Origin of the sequence: Phytohabitans maris, assembly GCF_031085175.1 — a bacterium.
GTDB lineage: Bacteria > Actinomycetota > Actinomycetes > Mycobacteriales > Micromonosporaceae > Phytohabitans > Phytohabitans maris.
This window is the reverse complement of sequence record NZ_JAVHUY010000038.1, coordinates 1-22539: the sequence shown is the minus strand read 5'-3', so window position 1 is coordinate 22539 and position 22539 is coordinate 1. Positions and strand designations below refer to the sequence as shown.

25 protein-coding genes and 1 pseudogene are annotated in these 22539 nt (G+C 72.5%); 18 read left to right on the top strand and 8 right to left on the bottom strand.

What is annotated here, in order from left to right; genetic code table 11:
• Positions 1–32: 32 nt before the first annotated feature.
• Entirely contained in the window at positions 33–230 is a 198-nt protein-coding gene (locus RB614_RS31905; RefSeq protein WP_308716397.1) for a cold-shock protein, read from the bottom strand.
• A 31-nt stretch (positions 231–261) separates the two neighbouring features.
• A complete protein-coding gene (cofC, locus tag RB614_RS31900; protein WP_308716396.1) occupies positions 262–894 on the bottom strand; it encodes a 2-phospho-L-lactate guanylyltransferase in 633 nt (210 codons plus the stop codon).
• 133 nt (positions 895–1027) lie between these two features.
• On the opposite strand from cofC, the gene RB614_RS31895 reads away from it, so the two are divergent.
• The 3 genes from RB614_RS31895 to RB614_RS31885 are packed head-to-tail and all read left to right on the top strand — an operon-like array spanning position 1028 to position 3839.
• Entirely contained in the window at positions 1028–1738 is a 711-nt protein-coding gene (locus RB614_RS31895; RefSeq protein ID WP_308716395.1) for a lysophospholipid acyltransferase family protein, read from the top strand.
• A complete protein-coding gene (locus RB614_RS31890; protein ID WP_308716394.1) occupies positions 1735–2730 on the top strand; it encodes an NAD(P)H-dependent glycerol-3-phosphate dehydrogenase in 996 nt (331 codons plus the stop codon). Before RB614_RS31895 ends, RB614_RS31890 begins: the two co-directional genes overlap by 4 nt.
• Positions 2727–3839 carry a cystathionine gamma-lyase gene (locus RB614_RS31885; protein ID WP_308716393.1) on the top strand — a complete coding sequence of 371 codons (1113 nt, stop codon included), beginning with the start codon at positions 2727–2729 and terminating at the stop codon, positions 3837–3839. The genes RB614_RS31890 and RB614_RS31885 overlap by 4 nt, the downstream gene beginning before the upstream one ends.
• Positions 3840–3866: 27 nt before the next feature.
• On the opposite strand, the pseudogene RB614_RS31880 reads toward RB614_RS31885, so the two are convergent.
• Positions 3867–4451, bottom strand: a pseudogene (locus RB614_RS31880) (Clp protease N-terminal domain-containing protein); the annotation flags it as partial.
• Entirely contained in the window at positions 4451–4687 is a 237-nt protein-coding gene (locus tag RB614_RS31875; protein ID WP_173041778.1) for a helix-turn-helix domain-containing protein, read from the bottom strand. The pseudogene RB614_RS31880 and the gene RB614_RS31875, both read right to left, overlap by 1 nt.
• 89 nt (positions 4688–4776) lie before the next feature.
• Here RB614_RS31875 and RB614_RS31870 point away from each other — a divergent pair, with 89 nt between their 5' ends.
• On the top strand, positions 4777–5061 hold the full coding sequence (locus RB614_RS31870; RefSeq protein WP_308716391.1) for a hypothetical protein: 285 nt from the start codon (positions 4777–4779) through the stop codon (positions 5059–5061).
• A gap of 7 nt (positions 5062–5068) precedes the next feature.
• Here the strand turns inward: RB614_RS31870 and RB614_RS31865 are convergent, their stop codons facing one another.
• Entirely contained in the window at positions 5069–5659 is a 591-nt protein-coding gene (locus RB614_RS31865) for a protein-tyrosine phosphatase family protein (RefSeq protein ID WP_308716390.1), read from the bottom strand.
• A 54-nt stretch (positions 5660–5713) separates the two neighbouring features.
• Here RB614_RS31865 and RB614_RS31860 point away from each other — a divergent pair, with 54 nt between their 5' ends.
• Positions 5714–6814: a D-alanine--D-alanine ligase family protein gene (locus RB614_RS31860; protein WP_308716389.1), complete on the top strand. Its 1101-nt coding sequence runs from the start codon at positions 5714–5716 to the stop codon at positions 6812–6814.
• 1037 nt (positions 6815–7851) lie between these two features.
• On the opposite strand, the gene RB614_RS31855 is transcribed toward RB614_RS31860, so the two are convergent.
• Positions 7852–8415 (bottom strand): DUF3515 family protein, encoded by a 564-nt coding sequence (locus RB614_RS31855; protein ID WP_308716388.1) that lies wholly within the window; start codon positions 8413–8415, stop codon positions 7852–7854.
• The gene (locus RB614_RS31850; protein WP_173056002.1) at positions 8416–8649 is read right to left on the bottom strand and encodes an Lrp/AsnC ligand binding domain-containing protein; all 234 of its coding nucleotides are present in this window, start codon (positions 8647–8649) and stop codon (positions 8416–8418) included.
• 91 nt (positions 8650–8740) lie between these two features.
• Here RB614_RS31850 and RB614_RS31845 point away from each other — a divergent pair, with 91 nt between their 5' ends.
• From RB614_RS31845 to recG, 4 genes are all read left to right on the top strand, one after another.
• On the top strand, positions 8741–9676 hold the full coding sequence (locus tag RB614_RS31845; RefSeq protein ID WP_308716387.1) for a thiamine-phosphate kinase: 936 nt from the start codon (positions 8741–8743) through the stop codon (positions 9674–9676).
• A gap of 98 nt (positions 9677–9774) precedes the next feature.
• Entirely contained in the window at positions 9775–9966 is a 192-nt protein-coding gene (gene rpmB, locus RB614_RS31840; protein WP_173041788.1) for a 50S ribosomal protein L28, read from the top strand.
• A 191-nt stretch (positions 9967–10157) separates the two neighbouring features.
• Positions 10158–11735 carry a DAK2 domain-containing protein gene (locus RB614_RS31835; RefSeq protein WP_308716386.1) on the top strand — a complete coding sequence of 526 codons (1578 nt, stop codon included), beginning with the start codon at positions 10158–10160 and terminating at the stop codon, positions 11733–11735.
• Complete coding sequence (gene recG, locus RB614_RS31830; RefSeq protein ID WP_308716385.1) at positions 11732–13921, top strand: ATP-dependent DNA helicase RecG; 2190 nt, start codon at positions 11732–11734, stop codon at positions 13919–13921. The genes RB614_RS31835 and recG overlap by 4 nt, the downstream gene beginning before the upstream one ends.
• 91 nt (positions 13922–14012) lie before the next feature.
• On the opposite strand, the gene RB614_RS31825 is transcribed toward recG, so the two are convergent.
• Complete coding sequence (locus tag RB614_RS31825; RefSeq protein WP_308716384.1) at positions 14013–15053, bottom strand: hypothetical protein; 1041 nt, start codon at positions 15051–15053, stop codon at positions 14013–14015.
• A 308-nt stretch (positions 15054–15361) separates the two neighbouring features.
• Between RB614_RS31825 and rsmD the strand changes: the two genes are divergently transcribed.
• From rsmD to RB614_RS31780, 9 genes are all read left to right on the top strand, one after another.
• Complete coding sequence (gene rsmD, locus RB614_RS31820) at positions 15362–15925, top strand: 16S rRNA (guanine(966)-N(2))-methyltransferase RsmD (protein ID WP_308716383.1); 564 nt, start codon at positions 15362–15364, stop codon at positions 15923–15925.
• Positions 15922–16398 carry a pantetheine-phosphate adenylyltransferase gene (gene coaD, locus RB614_RS31815; RefSeq protein WP_308716382.1) on the top strand — a complete coding sequence of 159 codons (477 nt, stop codon included), beginning with the start codon at positions 15922–15924 and terminating at the stop codon, positions 16396–16398. Before rsmD ends, coaD begins: the two co-directional genes overlap by 4 nt.
• Positions 16399–16540: 142 nt before the next feature.
• Positions 16541–17038 carry an ATP synthase subunit B family protein gene (locus RB614_RS31810; RefSeq protein WP_308716381.1) on the top strand — a complete coding sequence of 166 codons (498 nt, stop codon included), beginning with the start codon at positions 16541–16543 and terminating at the stop codon, positions 17036–17038.
• Between the two features lie 59 nt (positions 17039–17097).
• Positions 17098–17673: a YceD family protein gene (locus tag RB614_RS31805; protein ID WP_308716380.1), complete on the top strand. Its 576-nt coding sequence runs from the start codon at positions 17098–17100 to the stop codon at positions 17671–17673.
• Positions 17674–17685: 12 nt separating this feature from the next.
• Positions 17686–17859 carry a 50S ribosomal protein L32 gene (gene rpmF / locus RB614_RS31800; protein WP_173055984.1) on the top strand — a complete coding sequence of 58 codons (174 nt, stop codon included), beginning with the start codon at positions 17686–17688 and terminating at the stop codon, positions 17857–17859.
• 96 nt (positions 17860–17955) lie between these two features.
• Positions 17956–18885 carry a phosphate acyltransferase PlsX gene (locus tag RB614_RS31795; RefSeq protein WP_308716455.1) on the top strand — a complete coding sequence of 310 codons (930 nt, stop codon included), beginning with the start codon at positions 17956–17958 and terminating at the stop codon, positions 18883–18885.
• Positions 18878–19636 carry a ribonuclease III gene (rnc, locus tag RB614_RS31790; protein WP_308716379.1) on the top strand — a complete coding sequence of 253 codons (759 nt, stop codon included), beginning with the start codon at positions 18878–18880 and terminating at the stop codon, positions 19634–19636. Before RB614_RS31795 ends, rnc begins: the two co-directional genes overlap by 8 nt.
• Entirely contained in the window at positions 19620–20483 is an 864-nt protein-coding gene (gene mutM / locus RB614_RS31785; RefSeq protein WP_308716378.1) for a bifunctional DNA-formamidopyrimidine glycosylase/DNA-(apurinic or apyrimidinic site) lyase, read from the top strand. The genes rnc and mutM overlap by 17 nt, the downstream gene beginning before the upstream one ends.
• 322 nt (positions 20484–20805) lie before the next feature.
• Complete coding sequence (locus RB614_RS31780; RefSeq protein WP_308716377.1) at positions 20806–22518, top strand: IS1182 family transposase; 1713 nt, start codon at positions 20806–20808, stop codon at positions 22516–22518.
• Positions 22519–22539: the final 21 nt, after the last annotated feature.

Here is a 22539-nt window from a genome sequence, read left to right as displayed (position 1 = left end):
GTTAACGCGAGGTGAATTCGACCAGGGTTGGATCATGCGAACGTCGGCAACGTAATGCGTCTAACCTGGCCGGACTCGTCGCGGTCGATGCGCACCCGCTGGCCCAGCCGGAGCAATCGCAGACCCGACGCGGCGAACGCCTCGGGCGGGTAGCCGATCTCCGTGCCGTCGTCGAGCAGGAGCGTGCCCGAACGGGTTTCGGGGTCGTAGGTCGCGACAGTGCCCTGCATGCCTCCAGCCTAGTCGCTGATCCGGAACTGTTCAGGGTGAGGAGCAACGGCTCGGCGCCTGTGCCACCTCGGCGGAGTGCGGCCCGAGCCCGAGCCGGACCGCCGCGTCGAGGTCGGCGGCGGTGTCGACGTCGCGGCGCAGGGTCGGCCAGTCGCCGTCCAGCGGCACCGCACCGGAACGCTCGTGGGCGACCGCCGAGCCGGGCCCGAACCGCGGGTCGAGCCACACGCCGGCCGGCGCGGTGAGCAGGACCGTACCGGTGCCGGGCGCGTCCGCGACGAAGTGCCGGTCCGGGCCGGCCGCCTTGCGCAGCGCCTCGGAGAGGTCGTCCGGGCACAGGGCCGGCAGGTCGGCGGCGAGCGCGGCGACCGGGCCGTGGGCGAGCAGCCCCGCGCCGTACGCGAACGCGGCGTTGAGCCCGTCGCCGGGCACGTCCGGCACGACCCGCGCGCCGAGGGCGGCCAGGGCCCGACCCACCTCCGGGTCGTCGGTGACCGCGAGTACCTCGGCAACCTCTGCGCTGGCCAGCGCCGCGGCGACGGTGTCCTGGGCCAGGGCCAGCGCCAGGCGTTCGTGCGGCACGCCGGCGAGCGCTCCCCGCAGCCGGCTCTTGGCCGCGCCGAGGCGCTTGACCGGCAGCACCACGCCCCATGTCGGCTCCACGGGACAATCCTGCCAGCGCCCCGGCCGGACCACCGGTCCCGGGGGCACCGCGAGCCCGCGCTGGCCGTACCCAGGTTCAGCAGGCATGATTTCGCTGCGGGCGCCCGGCGGTGGTGCCGGACGGGAGCGACACATGGCCGTAAAGCGGCTGGGGCCATTGCGCCGGTTCGTGGTGATCCTGGTCAAGTCGGTGCTCACGCCGATGACCAAGCGCACCTGGACCGGGCAGGAGCACATCCCGCCCACCGGCGGGGTGATCCTGGCGCCCAACCACCTCTCCCACGCCGACCCGCTGGTGATGGCGCACTTCGTCTACGACGCCCACCGGTGGCCGCGCTTCCTGGGCAAGGCGAGCGTCTTCAAGGTGCCGGTGATCGGCAAGCTGATCCTGCGGGTGCAGCAGATCCCGGTCGAGCGGGGCAGCGTCGACGCGGCGAAGTCGCTGGAGGCGCTCACCGCGGCGATCAAGGACGGCGGCGCGGTGATCATCTACCCGGAGGGGACGACCACCCGCGAGCCCGACCTGTGGCCGATGCGGGGCAAGACCGGCGCGGCCCGGCTCGCGCTCGCCACCGGCGCCCCGGTGATCCCGATCGCCCAGTGGGGTGCCCAGGGGTTCTACGACACCCGGACGAAGAAGGTCCGGTTTCGCCCGCGCACGCCGATCACGATCGCCGCCGGGCCACCGGTCGACCTGTCCCGCTGGGCGGGGGCGGAGCCCACCCGGGCCACGCTCGACGAGATGACCGACGAGATCATGCTCCGCGTCCGCGACCTGCTCGCCGGCGTCCGCGGCGAGACGCCGCCGCCGCTGTTCGCGCCGGCGAAGGGGGAGAAGCCATGACGGCCGCCGCCGTGCTCGGCGCGGGTTCCTGGGGTACGGCGTTCGCGAAGGTCCTCGCCGACGCCGGCACCGACGTCACGATCTGGGCCCGGCGCGAGCCCGTGGCGGCCGCCATCCGGGAGTACGGCACCAACCCCGACTACCTGCCCGCCGTGCGGCTGCCCGAGCGGGTCACGGCCACCTCCGACGCGGGCAAGGCGATCGCCGGCGCCGACCTGGTGGTGCTGGCCGTACCGTCGCAGACGCTGCGCGGCAACCTGGCCGACTGGGCGGCGTTCCTGGAGCCCGACGCGACGCTGGTCTCCCTGATGAAGGGGATCGAGCTAGGCACCACCAAGCGGATGAGCGAGGTGATCGTGGAGACCGCCGCCGTGCCCGCCGACCGGGTCGCGGTGGTCTCCGGTCCCAACCTGGCCGCCGAGATCGCCGCCGAGCAGCCGGCCGCCACCGTGGTCGCCTGCACCGACGTGGTCCGGGCGACGCTGGTGCAGCGCTCGGTGTCCACGCCCTACTTCCGGCCGTACACGAACGAGGACGTGATCGGCTGCGAGCTCGGCGGCGCGGTGAAGAACGTGATCGCCCTGGCGTACGGCATCGCCACCGCCATGCGCCTCGGCGACAACACCAAGGCCACGCTCATCACCCGTGGCCTGGCCGAGACCGCCCGGCTCGGCGTGGCGCTGGGGGCCGACCCGCTCACGTTCGCCGGGCTGGCCGGGCTGGGTGACCTGGTCGCCACGTGCTCGTCGCCGCTGTCCCGCAACCGTACGTTCGGCGAGCACCTGGGGCGGGGCGAGACGCTGGAGCAGGCGCAGGCCGCCACCCGGCAGACCGCCGAGGGTGTGAAGAGCTGCCTGGCGATCCGCGACCTCGCCCGTACCCACAACGTGGACATGCCCATCACCGAGCAGGTCGAGCTGGTCTGCCACGAGGGCGTCAACCCGCGTAGCGCGCTCATCGCGCTGATGAGCCGGGAGACGAAGCCGGAATGAGTCGCGACGGGTCCTATGGGGACGGCACCCGCTCCGTCCACGCTGGACTGCCCGCGCCGGAGCCGGGGCAGCCGTTTCTGCCCGGCCCGGTCTTCGCGGCGCCGTACCACCTGGACCCGACCACCGGCCCCGGCCGCGACGGGTACGGCCGCCCGGACAACCCGACCCGCCGCCGGCTGGAGGCGGCGATCGGTGAGCTGGAGGGGGGCGACGCGCGGGCCTTCGCGAGCGGGCAGGCGGCCGTCACGGCGGTGCTGATGACGGTGCTGCGCCCCGGCGACACGGTGCTGCTCCCCGCCGACGGGTACTACGCGGTCCGCTCGTTCGCCGCCTCCACACTGGACGGGCTCGGCGTACGGGCGGCCTACGCGCCCACCGCCGGCCCGTATCCCTCGTTCGACGGCGTACGGCTGGTGCTGCTGGAGACCCCGTCCAACCCGGGCCTCGACGTCTGCGACGTGGCGGCGCTCTCGGCGGCGGCCAAGGCGGCGGGCGCGCTCGTGGCCGTGGACAACACCACCGCCACGCCGCTCGGCCAGCGCCCGCTCGACCTCGGCGCGGACATCTCGGTCGCCTCCGGCACCAAGGCGCTGACCGGCCACTCAGACCTGCTGCTCGGGTACGCCGCCACCCGCGACGCGACGCTGCTGGAGCGGATCACCACCTGGCGCAACCAGACCGGCGGGATCCCCGGCGCGTTCGACGCGTGGCTGGCCCACCGCTCGCTGGCCACATTGGACCTTCGCCTGGCCCGCCAGTCGGCGAACGCGGCGGCGGTCGCGGTCGCCCTCGCCGCCCGGTCCGATGTGGAGCGGGTTCGCTGGCCCGGCCTGCCGGACGACCCGTCCTATGTGGTCGCCGAACGCCAGATGCGGCGGATCCCCGGGCTCGTCTCGATCGACCTGGGCTCGGCCGAACGGGTGGCCGCGTTTCTCAAGGCGTCCAAGCTGGTCTTCGCCGCCACCTCCTTCGGCGGCCTGCACACCAGCGCCGACCGCCGCGCCCAGTGGGGCGACGACACCCCGCCCGGCTTCCTCCGCATCTCCTGCGGCATCGAGGACACCGCCGACCTGGTCGCCGACATCACGGCCGCCCTCGACGCCACCTGACCCCCTCGGCCACGGTCACGCGGCTCGGGCCAGCGCGTCGAGCACATGCCGGCGCAGGTCTTCCAGGCGCAGGCCGGCGTTGGTGAGCACCATCGCGGCCAGCCCTTCGCCCTCGCGGATCAGGCCGAGCAGGATGTGCTCGGTGCCGATGTGCTTGTGCTTGAGGTGCAGGGCCTCGCGCAGTGCCAGCTCCAGCACCTTCTTGGCGCGCGGGCTGAACGGGATGTGCCCCGGGCTCGGTGCCGCCGGCGCCGGTACCCGCCGAAACAGCCCTCGCCGCCGGAGCGGGAGGGTCGGTGACGCCTCCAGCGCGCCCTCGCCGAACGTCTCCTCGACCTTTTCCCGCACGGCGTCGAGGTCGATGCCGATCGCCCGCAGCGCCTCCGCGTCGGCCATGCCCAGCGGGTCGCGCCGCGCGGCCAGGATGTCGGCGCGGACCTGCTCGGGGAAGACGCCGGCGTCACGCAGGACCGTCCCGGCCAGGCCGCCGCTCTCGCCGAGCAGGGCCAGCAGGAGGTGCTCGGTGCCGATGTAGCGGTGGTGCAGCGCGCGCGCCTCGACTTGGGCGCCCTTGACCGCGTCTCGGGCCCGATCGGTGAACCGCTCGAACATCACGCCTCCCGCCGTGCGCCCACCGGCGGCCGGCCGGCGTGCTTCTTGTGGACTGCCTGCTTGGTCACGTCGAGCGCGTCCGCGATCTCCTGCCAGGACCAGCCCTGCCGCCGGGCGTTGTCGACCTGGAGCACCTCCAGGGTCTCCAGCAGGCGGCGGAGGGCCAGCACGGCGCGCAGTCCGACCCGCGGATCGGTGCTGCCGGCCGCCGCGGCCAGCTCGGTTGCCTCACTCATGCCGTCAACCTACGTTGACAAACCCGGTGCCGTCAACCCTGGTTGACGAACTCCGCGTCCGCGTGGCGCGCCCTCCCTATCCTTGGCACATGAGGCGCCACCTGAAGGGCATGTTCTTCTCGATCCTCGCCGCCAAGCTCGGCCGCATGCTCCACCGTCGCGGCCACTCCACCGCGGCCCGCTACCTGGAGCACGAGCTGCACCGCCGCACCGGCCACGGCCATGGGCACGGCTACGGCCCGGGACAGGGCTACGGCCCGGGCTACGGGCACTACGGCTATCACGGGCACTACCGGTCAAAGGGCGGACACGGACACTACGGTTACCACGGCCACTACCGCCCGAAGCGGAAGGGTCGCCGCCGCTACTGGTAGGCCGCCGTTACTGGTGACCGGCCCCGCTGACGGTGGCGCTCGCGCGCGCGGGCCGCCGCGGCTGGGGCGCCACCAGCCGTCCGGGCCAGGCGCGCTCCCGGTAGCAGGCGTGCGCCGCCGCGAAGTCGAAGAGCCACCTCCGCTGGGCGTCCGTGTCCGGCACGTGCACGCCGCGGGCGGTGGCGATCAGGTGGAGGGCGTGGGCCGGCCGGGCGCCGAGCGTGACGAGCGTCGCAGCGGCGAGCAGTGTCGCCCGGCCGATGCCGGCGAAGCAGTGGGTAACCACGAAGCGGCCGGCGCGCACGTGCGCCGCCAGCCGGATGGCGAGCTCGATGGCCGCGGGACCGGGCTCGGGCACGCCCCGGTCGGGGATGGGGAAGGGGACGAAGATGATGCCGGCGGCCCTGGCCGCCTCCCGCTCCTGGCTGAGCGCGAGGCGGTCCGACTCTTCCGAGGTCAGCGCGGAGACCAGCACGTCGACGTCGGCGTCGACCAGCGCGGACATCTCGTCGGCCAGCCAGTCGCCGCCGCGGGGGTGCGACATCGTCGCCAACCGCCCCGGTCCGTGCCATTCGATCACGTGGAGTGTCGGTCTCATGGACTCCTCGCTCCTTGACCGCGAAAGCCGCCCACTCAGAGTAGGGTCACCCGCGTGAGCAGCCCACGGAAGACCCGCGTAGCCCTCGTCTTCGGCGGACGCAGCACCGAGCACGCCATCTCGTGCGTGAGCGCGGGCAGCATCATGGCCGCCCTCGACCCGGACGAGTTCGAGGTCATCCCGGTAGGGATCACCCGTGCCGGCCAGTGGGTGCTCACCACCGGCGACCCGGCACAGCTGGCCATCGCCGACCGCCGGCTGCCGGAGATCACGCCCGAGGTCGGCAAGGCGGTGGTGCTCCCCGCCGATCCCACGGCCAATGGTCTCATGGTGCTCGATGCGGCCGCTGGCCCCCAGGCCTTCGCCGGCGTCGATGTCGTGTTTCCGGCACTGCACGGGGCGTACGGCGAGGACGGCACGATCCAGGGCATGCTGGAGATGGCCGGCGTCCCGTACGTCGGGGCGAACGTCTTCGCCTCCGCCGCCGCCATGGACAAGGAGTTCACCAAGAAGCTCGCGGCGGCCGAGGGCATCCCCGTCGGGCCGTACGCGGTGCTCCGCGCCGGCGTCTCCCTCTCCGAGGCGGACAAGGAGCGGCTGGGGCTGCCCGTCTTCGTCAAGCCCTCCCGCGCCGGCTCGTCGTACGGGATCTCCAAGGTCAACGACTGGTCCGAGCTCGACGCGGCGGTGACCGAGGCCCGCCAGATCGACCCCAAGGTGCTGGTCGAGGCGGCGATCGTCGGCCGCGAGATCGAGTGCGGCGTGCTGGAGGCGGAGACCGGCGGCGCGCCCGAGGCGTCGCTGCTGGCGGAGGTGCGGGTCGTCGGCGGCCACGAGTTCTACGACTTCGAGGCGAAGTACCTCGACGACTCCTGCGAGTACGACATCCCGGCCGGCCTCCCGCCGGAGGTGACCCGGCAGGTCCAGGAGTACGCCTGCCGCACCTTCACCGCGATCGACTGCGCCGGGCTGGCCCGGGTCGACTTCTTCGTCACCCCCGAGCTCGACGTCTACCTCAACGAGATCAACACGATGCCCGGCTTCACGCCGACCTCGATGTTTCCCCGCATGTGGGCGGAGACCGGCCTCGAATACCCCAAACTGGTGAGCCGCCTCATCCGCACCGCGCAAAACCGCGGCACCGGCCTGCACTAGCGGACCCATTTCAGAAAGACTTGAGCTACCGCGACGTCCGCGGTGGTCCAGACCGTTGCTCCCGCGGCCTCACCCTCCGCGTCACAAAACCCGCAGCGGCGGGTGACAGGCCGACTCACCCGTCCCATGATCGACGCTCTGAGATCAACCCAGGGGTCCAGATCGTGGTATTTAGCTGTCCCTCCAGGGGCAGCCAAATACCACGATCTACCCGGAGCCACCCGACGCTGACGCCGATCAAGGGGCCGATGCTGTCACTCAGTGCGGCCGCCCGCTCTCGTCGATCCAGACGATCTATTCCAGGAGCTTGCTCGGTCCGGTGGCGGTCATCCGTGGCCGGACGGCGCGGCGATGGGCGATGTTGGTTGGGGACTTTGCCCGTCATCTGATGGATGGCGGGCCGCTCCCTTCGCGGGGATGCCCGGTCTCCAAGGGGGTCGTAGGCCCCGGAGGCTGCCGGCGCGGATCTGCCCGGGGGCCGAGAGCCGGGGCCGGCGGGGTTGTCGAGCGCGGGGTGAGGCCGGGGGAGCAACGGTCCGGGCCCAGTGCCATTCACGCTGATTCGGTCAGGGTCGTGAGCTGGGCACGCTCAGGAGCGTCAGGCCGTCTCGCGGTCACCACGGATGGGGCGGTCGAGATCGTGGTACGTAGGTGCCCTCGGGCGGGCGGATTGGTACCACGATCTGCTGGGACGGTCCGCTGTCGAGCCGTGAACTCGGGGTCGAGGTTCGTGCGCGGCCGGTGATCGGTGTCGATCATGGGAACGGCGACCGGCTCGGGGCCCGTAGTGCACAGCCGCCTGACCCTGGTCAAACTGAGGTGGGCCGGACCACGACAGAGATCGCGGTAGCCCATCCCTTGGAACGGATCGTCCAGGGCTTACGGGTGCTTGGCGGCGTCGGGTCCGGACCGCCGCCCCCGCGGGCGGGCGCGGTCGAGTGCCCCGTCTGTGCGTGCAGCTCGAGAGCTCCGCGCACGCACGTCCCGGTTCCGGCTGCGGCGCGCAGGAGCGGGGAGCGGGAGGGACGGGAGGGCGGTCAGGGGCCGCAGCCGGTGGGGATCTGCTTCAGAGACGGGACCGCGGCGACCACCGGGTCGGAGAAGGCGATCGTCCACTGGCCGGGCTGCTCGTACCGCTTGGGCACCGTGACCCGCACCGGCACCTCGCGGTCCACAGTGGTCCACTCGGTGGCGTCCGGGCGGTCGGCGGAGTGCCAGCAGACGCGGCTGAGCGGGTACACGAGGTCGGTTGCGGGTATCGCGGGCATCGGCACGCCGCAGGAGACGGTGATGGCCGGGTCGCCGTAGGCGGCGTTCTGCTCGGGGCCGTCGGTGACCGGCCGCTGGCTCAGGTCGCGGATCGAGGCGGGCAGCCGGGACAGCAGCGCGCGGCAGACGGTGGCGGCACGCGTGGAGAGTGCCGGCGCGGGCATCGCCACGGCCGCGGTGGACTGCGGGCGGGGTGCGGTGGGGCTCGGCTCGGCGGCGGCCGGGGGGTCGTCGGGTCGGGTGGCGAGGATGGCGACCAGCGCCACGATCAGGGTCAGCGGCACCGCCACGGCCGTGGCCCAGAGCGCCGCCTGGCGGGTGGTGCGGTCCATCTATAAGTGCACCACCGAGCAGGTGAGCGTACGCGTGATGCCGGGCACCATCTGCACCTTGCTGACGATCATCTTGCCGAGCTCGTCGACGGTGTGGGCTTCCGTGAGGACGACCACGTCGTACGGCCCGGTGACGGCGTCGACCCGTACCACTCCGGAGACATCCTTGATCGCCGCGGCCACGTCACGCGCCCTTCCGACCTCGGTCTGGATGAGGATGTATGCCTGGACCACGATCCGCCTCCTCTCCGCCGCAGCCAGCGGCTCGACCGTGAAACTACCGTACGGAGCGGAACAGGATCGTCGATGGTGCTCAGGAGGCGCAGTGAGTGTGGCGAAAGCCGGTGAGTTCGGACTGATCGCCCGGGTCACCGCGCGCCTACCGACCAGCCCGGGCACCCTGCTGGGCCCCGGCGACGACGCGGCGGTGGTCAGGGCCGCCGACGGGCGGGTCGTCGCCTCGACCGACGTGCTGGTGGAGGGGCGGCACTTCCGGCGGGACTGGTGCTCGGCGCAGGACGTGGGTCACCGCGCCGCCGCCGCCAACCTCGCCGACATCGCCGCGATGGGCGCCACCCCGACCGCGCTGCTGGTCGCGCTCTGCGTACCGGCGAACCTCGACGCCCACTGGGCCGAGGAGCTGGCCGACGGCCTCGGCGAGGAGGCCGCGCTCGTGGGGGCCGCCGTGGTCGGCGGTGACATGTCCGGCAGCCCCACGCTCACCATCGCGGTCACCGCGCTCGGCGACCTGGAAGGCCGGGCGCCCGTCGTGCGCACGGGGGCACGGCCGGGAGACGTGGTCGCGATGTCCGGGCGGGTCGGGTACGCGGCCGCGGGTTACACCGTCCTTTCCCGCGGCTTCCGTACGCCGAAGCTGCTCGTGGACGCGTACCGGCGGCCGGAGGTGCCGTACGACGCGGGCCCGGAGGCGGCCCGGCTGGGCGCCACCGCCATGATCGACGTGTCGGACGGGCTGCTCGCCGACCTCGGGCACGTGGCCAAGGGCAGCGGCGTCGCCGTCGACCTGCGGCGGGACGCCTTCGACGTGCCCCGGCAGATGCGCGACGCGGCGTACGCGCTCGGCGTCGACCCGTACACCTGGGTCCTCGCCGGCGGTGAGGACCACGCGCTGGTCGCCACGTTTCCGGAGGGTGTGGTGCTGCCACCGCGGTGGCGGGTGGTGGGCGCGGTGCGCGAGGGGACCGGGGTGACCGTGGACGGCAAGCCGTTCAAGGGCCCGACCGGCTGGCAGCACTTCTGAGCCCGATTGGCTCGTCCCGCGGGGTATCGGCTACCCTGGTCAGGTTGCCCGGACCACATCCGCTGGCGACATCGTGATCGACAATCCAGGAGTGTTCCGTGGCTAGCGTGTGCGACGTCTGCGGCAAGGGGCCGGGCTTCGGCCACAACGTGCCGTGGTCCAAGAAGAAGACCAAGCGGCGCTGGGACCCCAATATCCAGACCGTCCGCACGCCGGCCGGTGGCGGCACCACCCGCAAGATGCAGGTCTGCACCTCGTGCATCAAGGCGGGCAAGGTCGTCCGCGCCTGAGGCGCGGCAGCCGCACAGTCAGCTTCCCGTAGCCGCCGGATCGACTCGATCCGGCGGCTACGTGCGTGCCCAGCCACCGCCGCCCTCCGGTGATCAAAGCTCCCCTGAAGTCGTTCTAACGACTTGAACGGAGCTTCGATCACCGGCGCTGACGCGCGGCGGGTGTCGGTGGGCGACAGTAGGCTCATCGCGTGCTGGACACGTTCGACGCGGAGGCCGTGCGCCGGTGGTGCGCGGCCGGGCTGGAGTCGTTGCGCCTGCACCAGCACGAGATCGACCAGCTCAACGTCTACCCCGTGCCCGACGGTGACACCGGCACCAACCTTGTCCTCACCGTCGCCTCGGCCCAGCAGGCGATCGCCAACGACGCGGTCAACGGGGGCGAGGACAGCGGCGGTGTGCTGCGGCTGATGTCGCGCGGCGCGCTGCTCGGCGCGCGGGGCAATTCGGGCGTGATCGTCTCCCAGATCCTGCGCGGCATGGCCGACGCGCTCGCCGACGTGGTCACGGTGCGCGGGCGGGCGCTCGCCGGCGCACTCGGTGAGGCGGCCGCGGCGGCGCGGGCGGCCGTGGCCAAGCCGGTCGAGGGGACGATCCTGACCGTCGCCTCAGCCGCCGCCGAAGGGGCCACGGCGACCGGCTCCGACGACCTCGACGCGGTGGCGCGTTCGGCCGCCGGGGCCGCCGCCCGCGCGCTGGCCCGCACGCCCGAGCAGCTGCCCGCGCTGGCCCGCGCCGGCGTCGTCGACGCCGGCGGGCGGGGCCTCTGCGTCCTCCTCGACGCGCTGGTCGCGGTGGTGACCGGCCAGGCGGTGGCGTCCGCGCCGGTCAGCGTCCGCGGCCCGGTCACCGCCGTCCGGGAGACAGGATCTTCCGAGTACGGGTACGAGGTGCAATACCTCCTCGACGCCGACTCCGCCGCCGTGGCCCGCCTGCGGGCGACCCTGGCCGGGCTGGGCGACTCGCTCGTCGTGGTGGGCGAGGAGCCGGTGTGGAACGTGCACGTCCACGTCAACGACGTCGGCGCCGCCATCGAGGCCGGGGTGGAGGCGGGGCGGCCACACCGGATCACGGTGACCCGCTTCGAAGACCAGGCCGCGCCGCCGGCCCTCGACCCGGACGGGCGGGGCGCGGTGGTGGTCGCGGCCGGCGCCGGGCTGGTCGGGCTCTTCAGCGCCGAGGGGGCGCGGGTGATCGGGGCCAACCCGTCGACGGCCGAGCTGCTGGACGCCGTGTTCGCCACCCGGGCCGGGCACGTGGTGGTGCTCCCTGACGACCCGGACACCCAGGCGGTCGCCGGCGCCGCGGCGCGCGAGGCGCAGGCCGGGGGCGTGCGGGTGAGCGTGGTGCCCACCCGCTCGCCGGTGCAGGCGCTGGCCGCGCTCGCCGTGCGCGACACCGGCCGGGGCTTCGAAGACGACGTGATCGCGATGGCCGAGGCGGCGGGCGCCTGCCGTTACGCGGCGGTCTGCTACGCCGGCCGCGAGGCGCTCACCATGGCCGGCCGCTGCCGCCCCGGCGACGTGCTCGCGCTCGTCGAAGACGAGGTGCACGTCATCGGCACCGACCTCGCCCAGACCTGCCGCGACCTGCTCGACCGCATGCTCGGCGGGGGCGGCGAGCTGGCCACCCTGCTGCTCGGCGCCGACGCCCCGCCCAGCCTCGGCGACGAGCTGCGCGACCACCTCGCGCAGCGCTGGCCGTTCGTGGAGGTGCAGGTCTACGACGGCGGCCAACCCACCTACCCACTTCTGGTAGGGATCGAATGACAGACATCGACACGCCACTGACCAAGGTGCTCGGGGCCAATACGGCCAAGGCCCTCGCCACCCACCTCGACCTGCACACCGCGGGCGATCTGCTCTACCACTTCCCCCGGCGGTACGACGAGCGTGGCGATCACACCGACATCCGCTCGCTCGAGGTCGGCGAAGACGTCACCGTGATGGCCCAGGTGCGCGTCACCAACCGCCGCCGCATCCGGGGCGGCGCCGACGAGATGCTGGAGGTGACGGTCGGCGACGGGGGCGGCGGGCAGCTCATGCTCACGTACTTCGGGCGCCGCCAGGTGTGGCGGGAAAAGGAGCTGCGCCCCGGGCGGTGGGGGCTGTTCGCCGGCAAGGTGACCGAGTTCCGGGGCAAGCGGCAGCTCAACAGCGCGCAGTACGTGCTGCTCGCCGACGAGGGGGAGGCGTCGGAGGAGATCGAGGAGTTCGCCGGCGCGCTGATCCCGGTCTACCCGGCGGCCGCCAAGGTGCCCACGTGGACGATCGCCCGGTCGGTGCGCGTACTGCTGGAGGTGGTGACCCCGCCGGAGGACCCGCTCCCCGCCGGCGTGCGCGCCCACGGCAACCTGGTCGGCATCGCCACCGCCCTCCGCGAGATCCACCGGCCGTCGTCCAAAGAGGACCTGTACCGGGCGCGGCGGCGGCTCAAGTGGGACGAGGCATTCGCGGTGCAGCTCACGCTGGTGCAGCGCAAGCACCGCGCCGCCGCCTGGCCGGCCTGTCCCCGGCCGCGCGGGGAGGGCGGGCTGCTCGCGGCCTTCGACGCCACGCTGCCGTACCAGCTGACCGACGGCCAGCACACGGTCGGCGAGGAGATCGCCCGCGACCTCTCCACCCCGCACCCGATGCACCGGCTGCTGCAGGGCGAGGTGGGTTCGGGCAAGACGCTCGTGGCCGTCCGCGCGATGCTCCAGGTGGTCGACGCCGGCGGCCAGGCCGCGATGCTCGCACCCACCGAGGTGCTCGCCGCCCAGCACTACCGCGGGATCGCCGAGCTGCTCGGGCCGCTCGGCCGGGCCGGCGAGCTCGACTCGGCCGACGGCGCCACCCGGGTCACGCTGGTCACCGGCTCGCTCGGCGCGGCGGCCCGCCGGCGGGCGCTGGAGGAGATCGCGGCCGGCCGGGCGGGCATCGTGGTGGGCACGCACGCCCTGCTGTACGAGGGCGTCGACTTCGCCGACCTCGGCCTGGTGGTCGTCGACGAGCAGCACCGCTTCGGCGTGGAGCAGCGCGACGCCCTGCGCGCCAAGGCCGAGCAGCCGCCACACGTGCTGGTGATGACGGCGACGCCGATCCCGCGCACGGTGGCCATGACCGTCTACGGCGACCTGGAGGTCTCCACGCTGTCCCAGCTGCCCCAGGGCCGCTCGCCGATCGCCTCGCACGTGGTGCCGGCCGCGGAAAAGCCGGCGTTCCTGGAGCGGGCGTGGAAGCGGATCCGCGAGGAGGCGGCGGCCGGCCACCAGGCGTACGTGGTGTGTCCCCGGATCGGCGACGGCTCGTCCGGGGCGTCCGATGAGGACGCTCCGATGGGGACGGACGACAACGGCAAGCGGCCGCCGGTCGCGGTGCTCGACGTGGCTCCGCTGCTCGCCGAGGGCCCGCTGCACGGCCTGCGGATCGGGGTGCTGCACGGCAAGCTGCCCGCCGACGAGAAGGACGCCGTGATGCGCGCGTTCGCCGGGGGCCAGATCGACGTGCTGGTGGCCACGACGGTGGTCGAGGTCGGGGTCAACGTGCCCAACGCGACCGTCATGGTGGTGCTCGACGCCGAGCGCTTCGGCGTTTCCCAGCTGCACCAGCTCCGCGGCCGGGTGGGGCGCGGCTCGGCGCCCGGACTCTGCCTGCTGGTGACCGAGGCGCCGGAGGGCACCCCCGCGCGCGAGCGCCTGGACGCGGTCGCGGGCACCACCGACGGCTTCCGGCTGGCCGAGATCGACCTGGAGCAGCGCCGCGAGGGCGACGTGCTCGGCGCCACCCAGTCGGGGCGCCGCTCGCACCTGCGGCTGCTGTCGCTGCTGCACGACACCAAGCTCATCAACGAGGCCCGGATCGAGGCGATCTCGCTGGTGGAGGAAGACCCGGAGCTGGAGCGCCACCCCGCGCTGGCCGCCTCGGTGGCCGCGCTGGTCGACGAGGAGCGCGCGGAGTACCTGGAGAAGGGCTGACCGCGCGCCCCCAACGGTCTGAAGACGGGTGCGGCCCGCGACGACCGGGGGGTGTCGTCGCGGGCCGCGGAGGGGTGGAACGCGATACGGCTCAGGCGGTGAAGGTCGTCCGCCGCCGGCGGGCCACGAAGAAGAGCACCGCGCCGATGGCCAGCAGCACCAGCGCGCCGCCGGCGATGCCGCCAGCCGCGACACCGGTCACCGGCAGCTCGGGGCCGCCGCCGCCCGCACCCGGCGGGGGCGGAGGCGGGGTCTCGCAGTCTTCGGGCTGCTCCCAGGCGAAGGTCGCGTCGTCGGCGCCCTCGGAGCTGACGACCACCTCGAGACCCTCGGAGGCCGGGAACTTGACCTGCTTGGTCTCACCGGGCGCGACGGTCACGGTCTGCGCCTCGCCCGTGTTGGGGGTGAAGGTGGCGGTGATGGCGCGCCCGTCCTCCGGGTTTTCCAAGGTGAAGATCAGCTCGTCACAGGTGGACTCGACCTCGCCCTTGGGCTCGCCGCAGTCGCCCGGGCTCACCCAGGTGTACTTCGCGACGACCTTCTCGCCCTGGCTGACGGTGATCTCGCCGGCGCCGGCCGGCACGACGATGCCGGTCTTGGTCTCGCCGGCGGGCACCTCTTGGGTCTCCTCGAAGTCCTTCGCCGCCACGGTCAGGCGGGTCGCCTTCTTGCCCTTGGTGTTGTCGAGGGTGACGACGACGCTGCCGTCGCACTCCGGCTCGAAGCCGGCCGCGGCGCACTTCTTGCTCGGCTTGGCGACGCCCTGCTTGGTCGCCTCGATGACCCGGCCGTTGCGCAGCCAACGCACGGTGACCTTGAGGGTGACCGCGTCTTCGCCGGTGACGGTCTGGGTGCCGGTCAGCGGGCCGTCGCCCGCCTTGGGCAGGGTGGCGTCGACGGCGATGCCCTCGATGGGGCCCGGCTCGACCGCGACGATCTTGCCTTCGAGATCCTGCTCGCTGTTGATGACGGTCCAAGTGGCCTCCCACTTGCCGTCGATCACGCAGCCACCCTTGCCGGAGACGACGGGGTGGTGGGCGCTGGCTGGGGAGGACACGGCGACGGCCGTCATGAGGCCGAGGACGGCCGCTCCGACGACGGCGATCGATCGCCGCAGCTTGCTACGGTTCACGCGAACTCCTGAACAAAGGGGGGCTTCTTCTCAGGGCGCGGCCTGGGCTCAGGCATGGCAAGAGCCGGTCGCGGCGATATCCAGCCGCGACCCTCCCGACGCCTCCCCAGGTCGTCGTGCCGCCAAGGACGCTGCCGGCACAGCGCACGACCTTAGCGGTTCCTGAAGTGGTGCAGAGGAATTGAAGCCGAACTAAGCATGCCGTTGTGAACTCGTGACCTTCGATGGCCGGAGCGAGACGGGGTGATACCTGTGTGTAGTGGAGTGACTGGTGTGACACGGCGGCCGGGTAGCGTAGCGTCACCCCCATGACCCGCATCGTGTCCGGCACCCTCGGCGGCCGCCGGATCGCGGCGCCGGCCGGCGACCGCACGCGCCCCACCTCCGACCGGGTGCGCGAGGCGCTCTTCAGCACCCTGGAGTCCATGGTGGACCTGGACGGGGCGCGGGTCGCCGACCTGTTCGCGGGCTCGGGCGCGGTCGGCCTCGAGGCGCTCTCCCGCGGCGCGTCCCACGTGCTGCTGGTGGAGTCCGACCCGCGGGTCGCCCGCGTCGTCCGGCAAAACATCGCGGCGCTCGGCGTCGGCTCCGCCGCCCGCCTGGTGACGGCCAAGGTGAGCGCCGCGCTGGTGGATGCACCCGAGGGGGGCGGCTACGACGTCGTCTTCGCCGATCCGCCGTACGCGGTACCCGACGAGGAGATCGCCACCGTGCAGGCCGCGCTCGTCGACGGCGGCTGGCTCGCCGCGGACGCCGTGGTCGTGATCGAGCGTGCCACCCGCTCAGGGGCGCTGACCTGGGTGAAAGGAATCACCGGCGCGCACAGCCGACGGTATGGGGAGACAACGCTTTGGTACGGTCGCCGATCATGAGACGTGCGGTGTGTCCCGGCTCGTTCGACCCGGTCACCAACGGGCACCTGGACATCGTCGGCCGGGCCAGCCGGCTCTTCGACGAGGTCATCGTCGGCGTGTTGATCAACCAGTCCAAGACCGGCCTCTTCACCGAGGACGAGCGCATCGAGATGCTGCGCGAGGTCGTCAAGGGGTACGACAACGTGCGGGTCCTCTCCTTCCGGGGGCTGCTGGTCGACTTCTGCCGTACGCACGACGCCGCCGTGGTGGTCAAGGGCCTGCGCGCGGTGAGCGACTTCGACTACGAGCTGCAGATGGCGCAGATGAACATCGGGCTGGCCGGCGTCGAGACCCTCTTCATGCCGACCAACCCGCTCTACTCGTTCCTCTCGTCGAGCCTCGTCAAGGAGGTGGCGAAGTGGGGCGGCGACGTCTCCGCCCACGTGCCTGACGTCGTGGCCGCCCGCCTCGCCGAGCGAATCCCCACCTGAGCGGGCGGCGCACCGACCGGCGCGGAGGCGACGCGCCCGGCGGACTGCCAGTGGGCGTACCTTTCGGCCCCGGGGCCGCATCATGAGGTGAGCACCCTCATCATGTGAGGGTCGGCTGTGGAACGACAGGAGTGAGGCGCCAGTGGACCCGCTCGACCGCATCGACGAGATCATCGCCATTGTGGAGGCCGCCCGCTCGGTCCCCATGTCGCGCACCAACTGCATGGTCGATCGCGGTGAGATGATCAACGCCCTCGACCAGCTCCGCGCCGAGCTCCCCAGCGAGCTGCGGCGGGCCACGGCGCTGCTCGACGAGCGCGACAAGATCATCGACGCCGGCCGTCGCGAGGCTGACCGGATCATCAGCGAGGGCGAGGCCGAGCACGCCCGGCTCGTCTCGGTGAACGAGATCACCGTCTCCGCCGAGCACGAGGGCGCCCGGATCATCGCCGAGGCCCGCGCCGAGGCCCAGCGCCTGCGCGAAGAGGTCGACGACTACGTCGACACCGCCCTGGCCAACTTCGAGCAGTTCCTCACCCGGGCCCTCGCCTCGATCGAGCGGGGCCGCGACAAGATGCACGCGCTCCGCGAGATCGGCACCTTTACCGGGGAGGAAAACGAGCGGCCGCTCCCATTTTGATACTGCGAGCCGCCAAGGTACCGTAGACCGTCGGCCTCCTACCAGGCCGAGATCTGACTATGCCCAATCACTCGCCGACCCACCTCGACCCCAGGTCGCCGCTGGTCCTCGACACGAGGGAGCTGCCGCGCCGGCCTGGTGCGATGCGTACGGTCAATCGGGTGGTGCCGGCCCCGGCAGACCTCGGGCTGGAGCTGATCAGGGTGCCCGAAGGCGCCGATCTCACCCTCGACCTGAGGATGGAGTCGGTCTCCGAGGGCGTGCTCGTCTCCGGCACCGCGTCCGCTCCACTGGCGGGCGAGTGCGGCCGGTGCCTGCGCCCGATCAGCGACTCGGTGGTCGTCCCGCTCCAGGAGCTGTATGCGTACGAGCACAGCACCACGGACGAGACGACCGACGAGGACGAGGTCGGCCGGCTTCAGGGTGACCTGGTCGACCTGGAGCCGGCGCTGCGGGATGCGTTGGTGCTCGCACTGCCGACCAACCCGCTGTGCAGAGACGACTGCCCAGGGCTGTGCCCCGAGTGCGGGGTGCACTGGGACGAGCTGCCGGCTGACCACAGCCACGAGCAGGTCGACCCCCGGTGGGCGGCCCTGTCTCAACTGCACTCGCGTAACAAGACGAACGGCAAATAAGGAGTAGGAACCGTGGCCGTCCCGAAGCGGAAGATGTCGCGCAGCAACACCCGGTCGCGCCGGGCGCAGTGGAAGGCCACGGCGGTGGCGACGGTGGCGTGCCCGCAGTGCCGCTCGCCGAAGCTCCCGCACGCGGCGTGCACCGTCTGCGGCACGTACAACGGCCGTCAGGTCCTCGAGGTCTGACCCGAGCCGCGCGTGAAACACCCGACCCCGGGTCGGGAAGCTCCGGTTCCAGCCGCCGGTCGGCACAGCCCGGCCGGCGTTCCCGTAGAACCGGGCATCGCGCGGATCGCCGTTGACCTCCTCGGCGGGGACGGGGCACCCGCCGTCGTGGTTGACGGCGCTCTGCGGGCATGCAGCGCCGACCCCGACCTTCACCTCCTGCTCGTCGGCCCACCGGAAGTGGCCGGCGAGGTGGTTGGCGCGCTCCCACCGGCCGAGCGGGGCCGCGTCTCGACGCGCCCGGTGCGCGCCGTGGTCGGCATGGCCGACGCGCCGACCGGCGCCAAACGCCCCGACACCACCGTCCGCGCGGCCGTCGCGGCGGTCGCGGAAGGCGCCGCCGACGCGCTCGTCTCGGCCGGGGCCAGCGGCGCGACCGTCACCGCCGCCGTGCTCGGGCTGGGGCGCTGGATCGGGGTACGCCGTCCGGCGCTCGTCGCCACGCTGCCGGCCGCGTCCGGCCCGGTGGTCCTGCTCGACGTGGGCGCCTCGTTCGAGGCCCGGCCGGGGACCCTGGCCCGCCACGCCGCGCTCGGCGCCGCGTACGCGGCCACCGTCCACCAGGTGAAGCGTCCCCGGGTCGGCCTGCTGTCGATCGGCACCGAGCCGGGCAAGGGAGACCGGGCGCGGCGCGCCGCCGACCCGTTCATCGCGGCGCAGACCCTCCCCTCCGAGGCCCGCTACGTCGGGCTCGTCGAGGGCTACGAAGTGTCGCTGGGTGAGCGCGCCGACGTCGTCGTCGCCGATGGGTTCACCGGAAACGTGCTGCTCAAGGGCATCGAGGGCACGTACACACGATGCCCGCCGGACCACGTCGGGACGCCGCCGCGAGCCGCGGCGCTCGTCGGGGTCGGCGGCGTCGTCATCGTCTGCCATGGCGCCGCGACCGGGGCGGACGTCGCCTCGGGCATCGCGCTCGCCGCACATCTGCACCGCCGCGCCGCGGCTACCGAGATCGCCACGCTGCTAGGGGTGAGCCATGGATAAGCGCAAGCGGCCGCCGGCCGACCACCTGGAGGCGGCCTTCGGCGTCGCCCTCGACCCGGAGCTGCTGGAACGGGCCCTGACCCACCGCTCGTACGCGTACGAGAACGGGGGGCTGCCGACCAACGAGCGGCTGGAGTTCCTCGGCGACTCGGTGCTCGGGGTGGTGATCACGACCGCGCTCTTCCACAACCACCCGGACCTGCCCGAAGGGCAGCTCGCCAAGCTGCGCGCGAGCGTGGTCAACATGCGCGCGCTGGCCGACGTGGCGCGCGGGCTGGGCCCGGCCGGGCTGGGGCCGTACCTGCTGCTGGGCAAGGGCGAGGAGACCACCGGCGGGCGGGACAAGGCGAGCATCCTCGCCGACACGCTGGAGGCGCTGCTCGGCGCGATCTACCTCCAGTACGGCCTGGACATCGCCTCCGAGGTGATCCATCGCCTCTTCGACCCGCTGATGGCGGAGTCGGCCGGCCGGGGCGCGGGGCTGGACTGGAAGACGAGCCTGCAGGAGCTGACCGCCTCGCTGGGGCTGGGCGTGCCGGAGTACCGGATCGACGAGGCCGGGCCGGACCACGCGAAGACGTTCACCGCGTGGGTGGTGGTGGCCGGCGACCGGTACGGCGGGGCCGAGGGGCGCAGCAAGAAGGAGGCCGAGCAGCGGGCGGCCGAGGCGGCGTACCGCACGCTCTCGACGAAGTTTGGCGAGGTGGCCGGGGAGCAGCCAGCGGGAGGGCACGATGCCGGAGCTGCCTGAGGTCGAGACGGTCCGCCAGGGGCTGGCCAAGTGGGTGACCGGACGGCGGATCGCCTCGGTGGAGGTACGCCACCCGCGGGCCATCCGCCGGCACCTGCCCGGCGCCGACCACTTCGCCGCGGTGCTGGCCGGCCACACGGTGATCGACGTGTGCCGGCGCGGCAAGTACCTGTGGCTGCCGCTCGACTCCGGTGACGCGATCATCGGCCACCTCGGCATGTCCGGCCAGCTGCTCTTCCAGCCCGGCGACGCGCCGGACGAGGCACACCTGCGGATCCGGTTCCGCTTCGCCGACGGCGGCCCCGAGCTGCGCTTCGTCGACCAGCGCACGTTCGGCGGCCTCTCCGTCTCGCCGGGCGGGGCCGAGCTGCCCGCGGAGATCGCGCACATCGCCCGCGACCCGATGGACCCGCTCTTCTCCGACGCCGACTTCGTGGCCAACCTGCGCCGCAAGCACACCGAGGTGAAGCGGGCGCTGCTGGACCAGACGCTGATCTCCGGCGTCGGCAACATCTACGCGGACGAGGCGCTGTGGCGGTCCAAACTGCACGGTGCCCGCCCCACGGACGCGATCACCAAGCCGGCGGCCGCGCGGCTGCTCGGGCACGTCCGCGAGGTGCTCTCCGAGGCGCTGGTCGCCGGCGGCACCAGCTTCGACGCCCTCTATGTCAACGTGAACGGGGAGAGCGGCTACTTCGACCGCTCGCTCAACGTCTACGGCCGCGAGGGCGAGCCCTGCAACCGCTGCGGCACCCCGATCCGCCGCGAGGCGTTCATGAACCGCTCCTCCTTCTCCTGCCCGAGGTGCCAGCCCCGCCCCCGCCGCCCCGTCAGGGCGACCTCCTGAGAAGGATCTGAGCTGCCGCGATGTCCGCCGTGGTCAGGACCGTCGCTCCCGCGGCCTCACCCTCCGCGCTTCACAACCCGACCCGGCGCCCTCTCCGACCGGAAAGCTTGAGATCTGGAGACCTTTCGGAGTCCGGGTCAGGCTTGTCCACATCGGATGATTTCGCTTGGCCGGGTCCCCGCAAGGAAGCAGGCGGCACCGGGGCGGGTGGCGGCCCTTGATCGGCGTCGGCGTCGGCTGGCTTCGGGTAGATCGTGGTACGCAGGTGCCCTTGTAGGACTCTGCTGGCGAATTTGTGGCGTGTCTGCGGGTGCTGGTCTTGGTGCTGGTCCAGGATTGCGGGTCTGGTCTGGTGTCGATTGTGGATGGTGGCGTGGTGTCGCTGCGGCCTGGTGAGGATCGTGGGGTTCCGGAGCAGACCGCGCGGCTGGCTCGGGCTGCGTTCCGGCGGGGGAATGTGTACCTGCGGATGCGTGATGAGCTGCGGGTTCGTTTTGATGATCGCGAGTTTGGGGAGTTGTTCGCGGTGCGGGGTCGGCCCGGGCTGTCGCCGGCGCGGCTGGCGTTGGTGTCGGTGTTGCAGTTCATGGAGAACCTGACCGATCGGCAGGCTGCTGACATGGTCCGGGGCCGGATCGACTGGAAGTACCTGCTCGGTCTGGAGTTGGACGATGCCGGGTTCGACGCCTCGGTGTTGAGTGAGTTCCGGTCCCGGCTGGTCGATGCGGACGCCGCCGAACGGTTGATCTTCGATCGGGTGTTGGGCATCCTGCGCGAGGCGGGCATGTTGGGCGGGGCCCGTCGTCAGCGCAGCGACTCGACGCATGTGCTGGCCGCGGTCCGGTCGTTGAACCGCCTGGAACTGGTTGGTGAGACGCTGCGGGCGGCGTTGGAGGCCCTCGCGGGGGTGGCCGGGCCGTGGTTGGCGGGCTGGGTGCCGACCGATTGGTATGAGCGGTACGGGCCCCGGATCGACCAGTGGCGGCTACCCAAGAGCGAGACCGAACGTGTCACCCTCACACAAACCATCGCCGAGGATGGATACACGCTGGCCGGAGCGTTGTCCCGGCCGGACGCGCCTGCCTGGGCGGCGGAACTGTCGGCCGTGCAGACCCTACGGACCGTGTGGATCCAGCAGTTCTACCGCGACGAGCGCGGGGCGCGGCTGCGTGAGCCGAAGGAGGACGGGTTAGCCCCCGCCGCCGACAGGATCGTCTCTGCGTATGACACCGACGCCCGGTACGGGATGAAACGCGGGCACGGTTGGGAGGGTTACAAGGTCCACCTCTGCGAGACCTGCACCGACGACCACCCGCACCTGATCACCGCCGTGCTGACCACCGCCGCCACCGTCTGCGACGTGCAGGTCACCGACCAGATCCACCAAGCCCAGGCGGCCCGGGACCTGACCCCGGACGAACATCTGGTCGACGCCGGCTACATCGACGCCGAACTACTCATCACCGCCCGCCGTAACCACGGCATCACCCTGACCGGCCCGGTCCTGCCCGACGCCTCCTGGCAAGCCCACACCGACGGCGGCCACACCCTGCCCACCTTCACCATCGACTGGGACCAGCAGCAGGCCACCTGCCCAGCCGGCGCCACCAGCATCAGCTGGAAACAACACCCCAGCCAACCCGGCAAGACCACCGTGCTGTTCTCCCGCACCGACTGCATGCCCTGCCCCGACCGGCCCAAATGCACCCGCAACACCTCAGGGGCGCGCAGCATCAGCCTCGCCCCCCGCGAACAACAACAAGCCCTCACCCAAGCCCGCACCGACCAACAAACCACCACCTGGCAGCGCCGCTACGCCACCCGCGCCGGCGTCGAAGGCACCATCTCCCAAGCCGTCCGCGCCTACCGACTACGCCGAACCCGCTACACCGGACAACCCAAAACCCACCTAAACAGCCTCCTCACCGCCACCGCCATCAACATCGCCCGCGCCGACGCCTGGATCACCGGCCACCCACTCCACCCAACCCGCCACAGCCGCTTCGCCCAACTCCAATACGACCTCGCCGCCTAACACCAATTCGCCAGCAGAGTC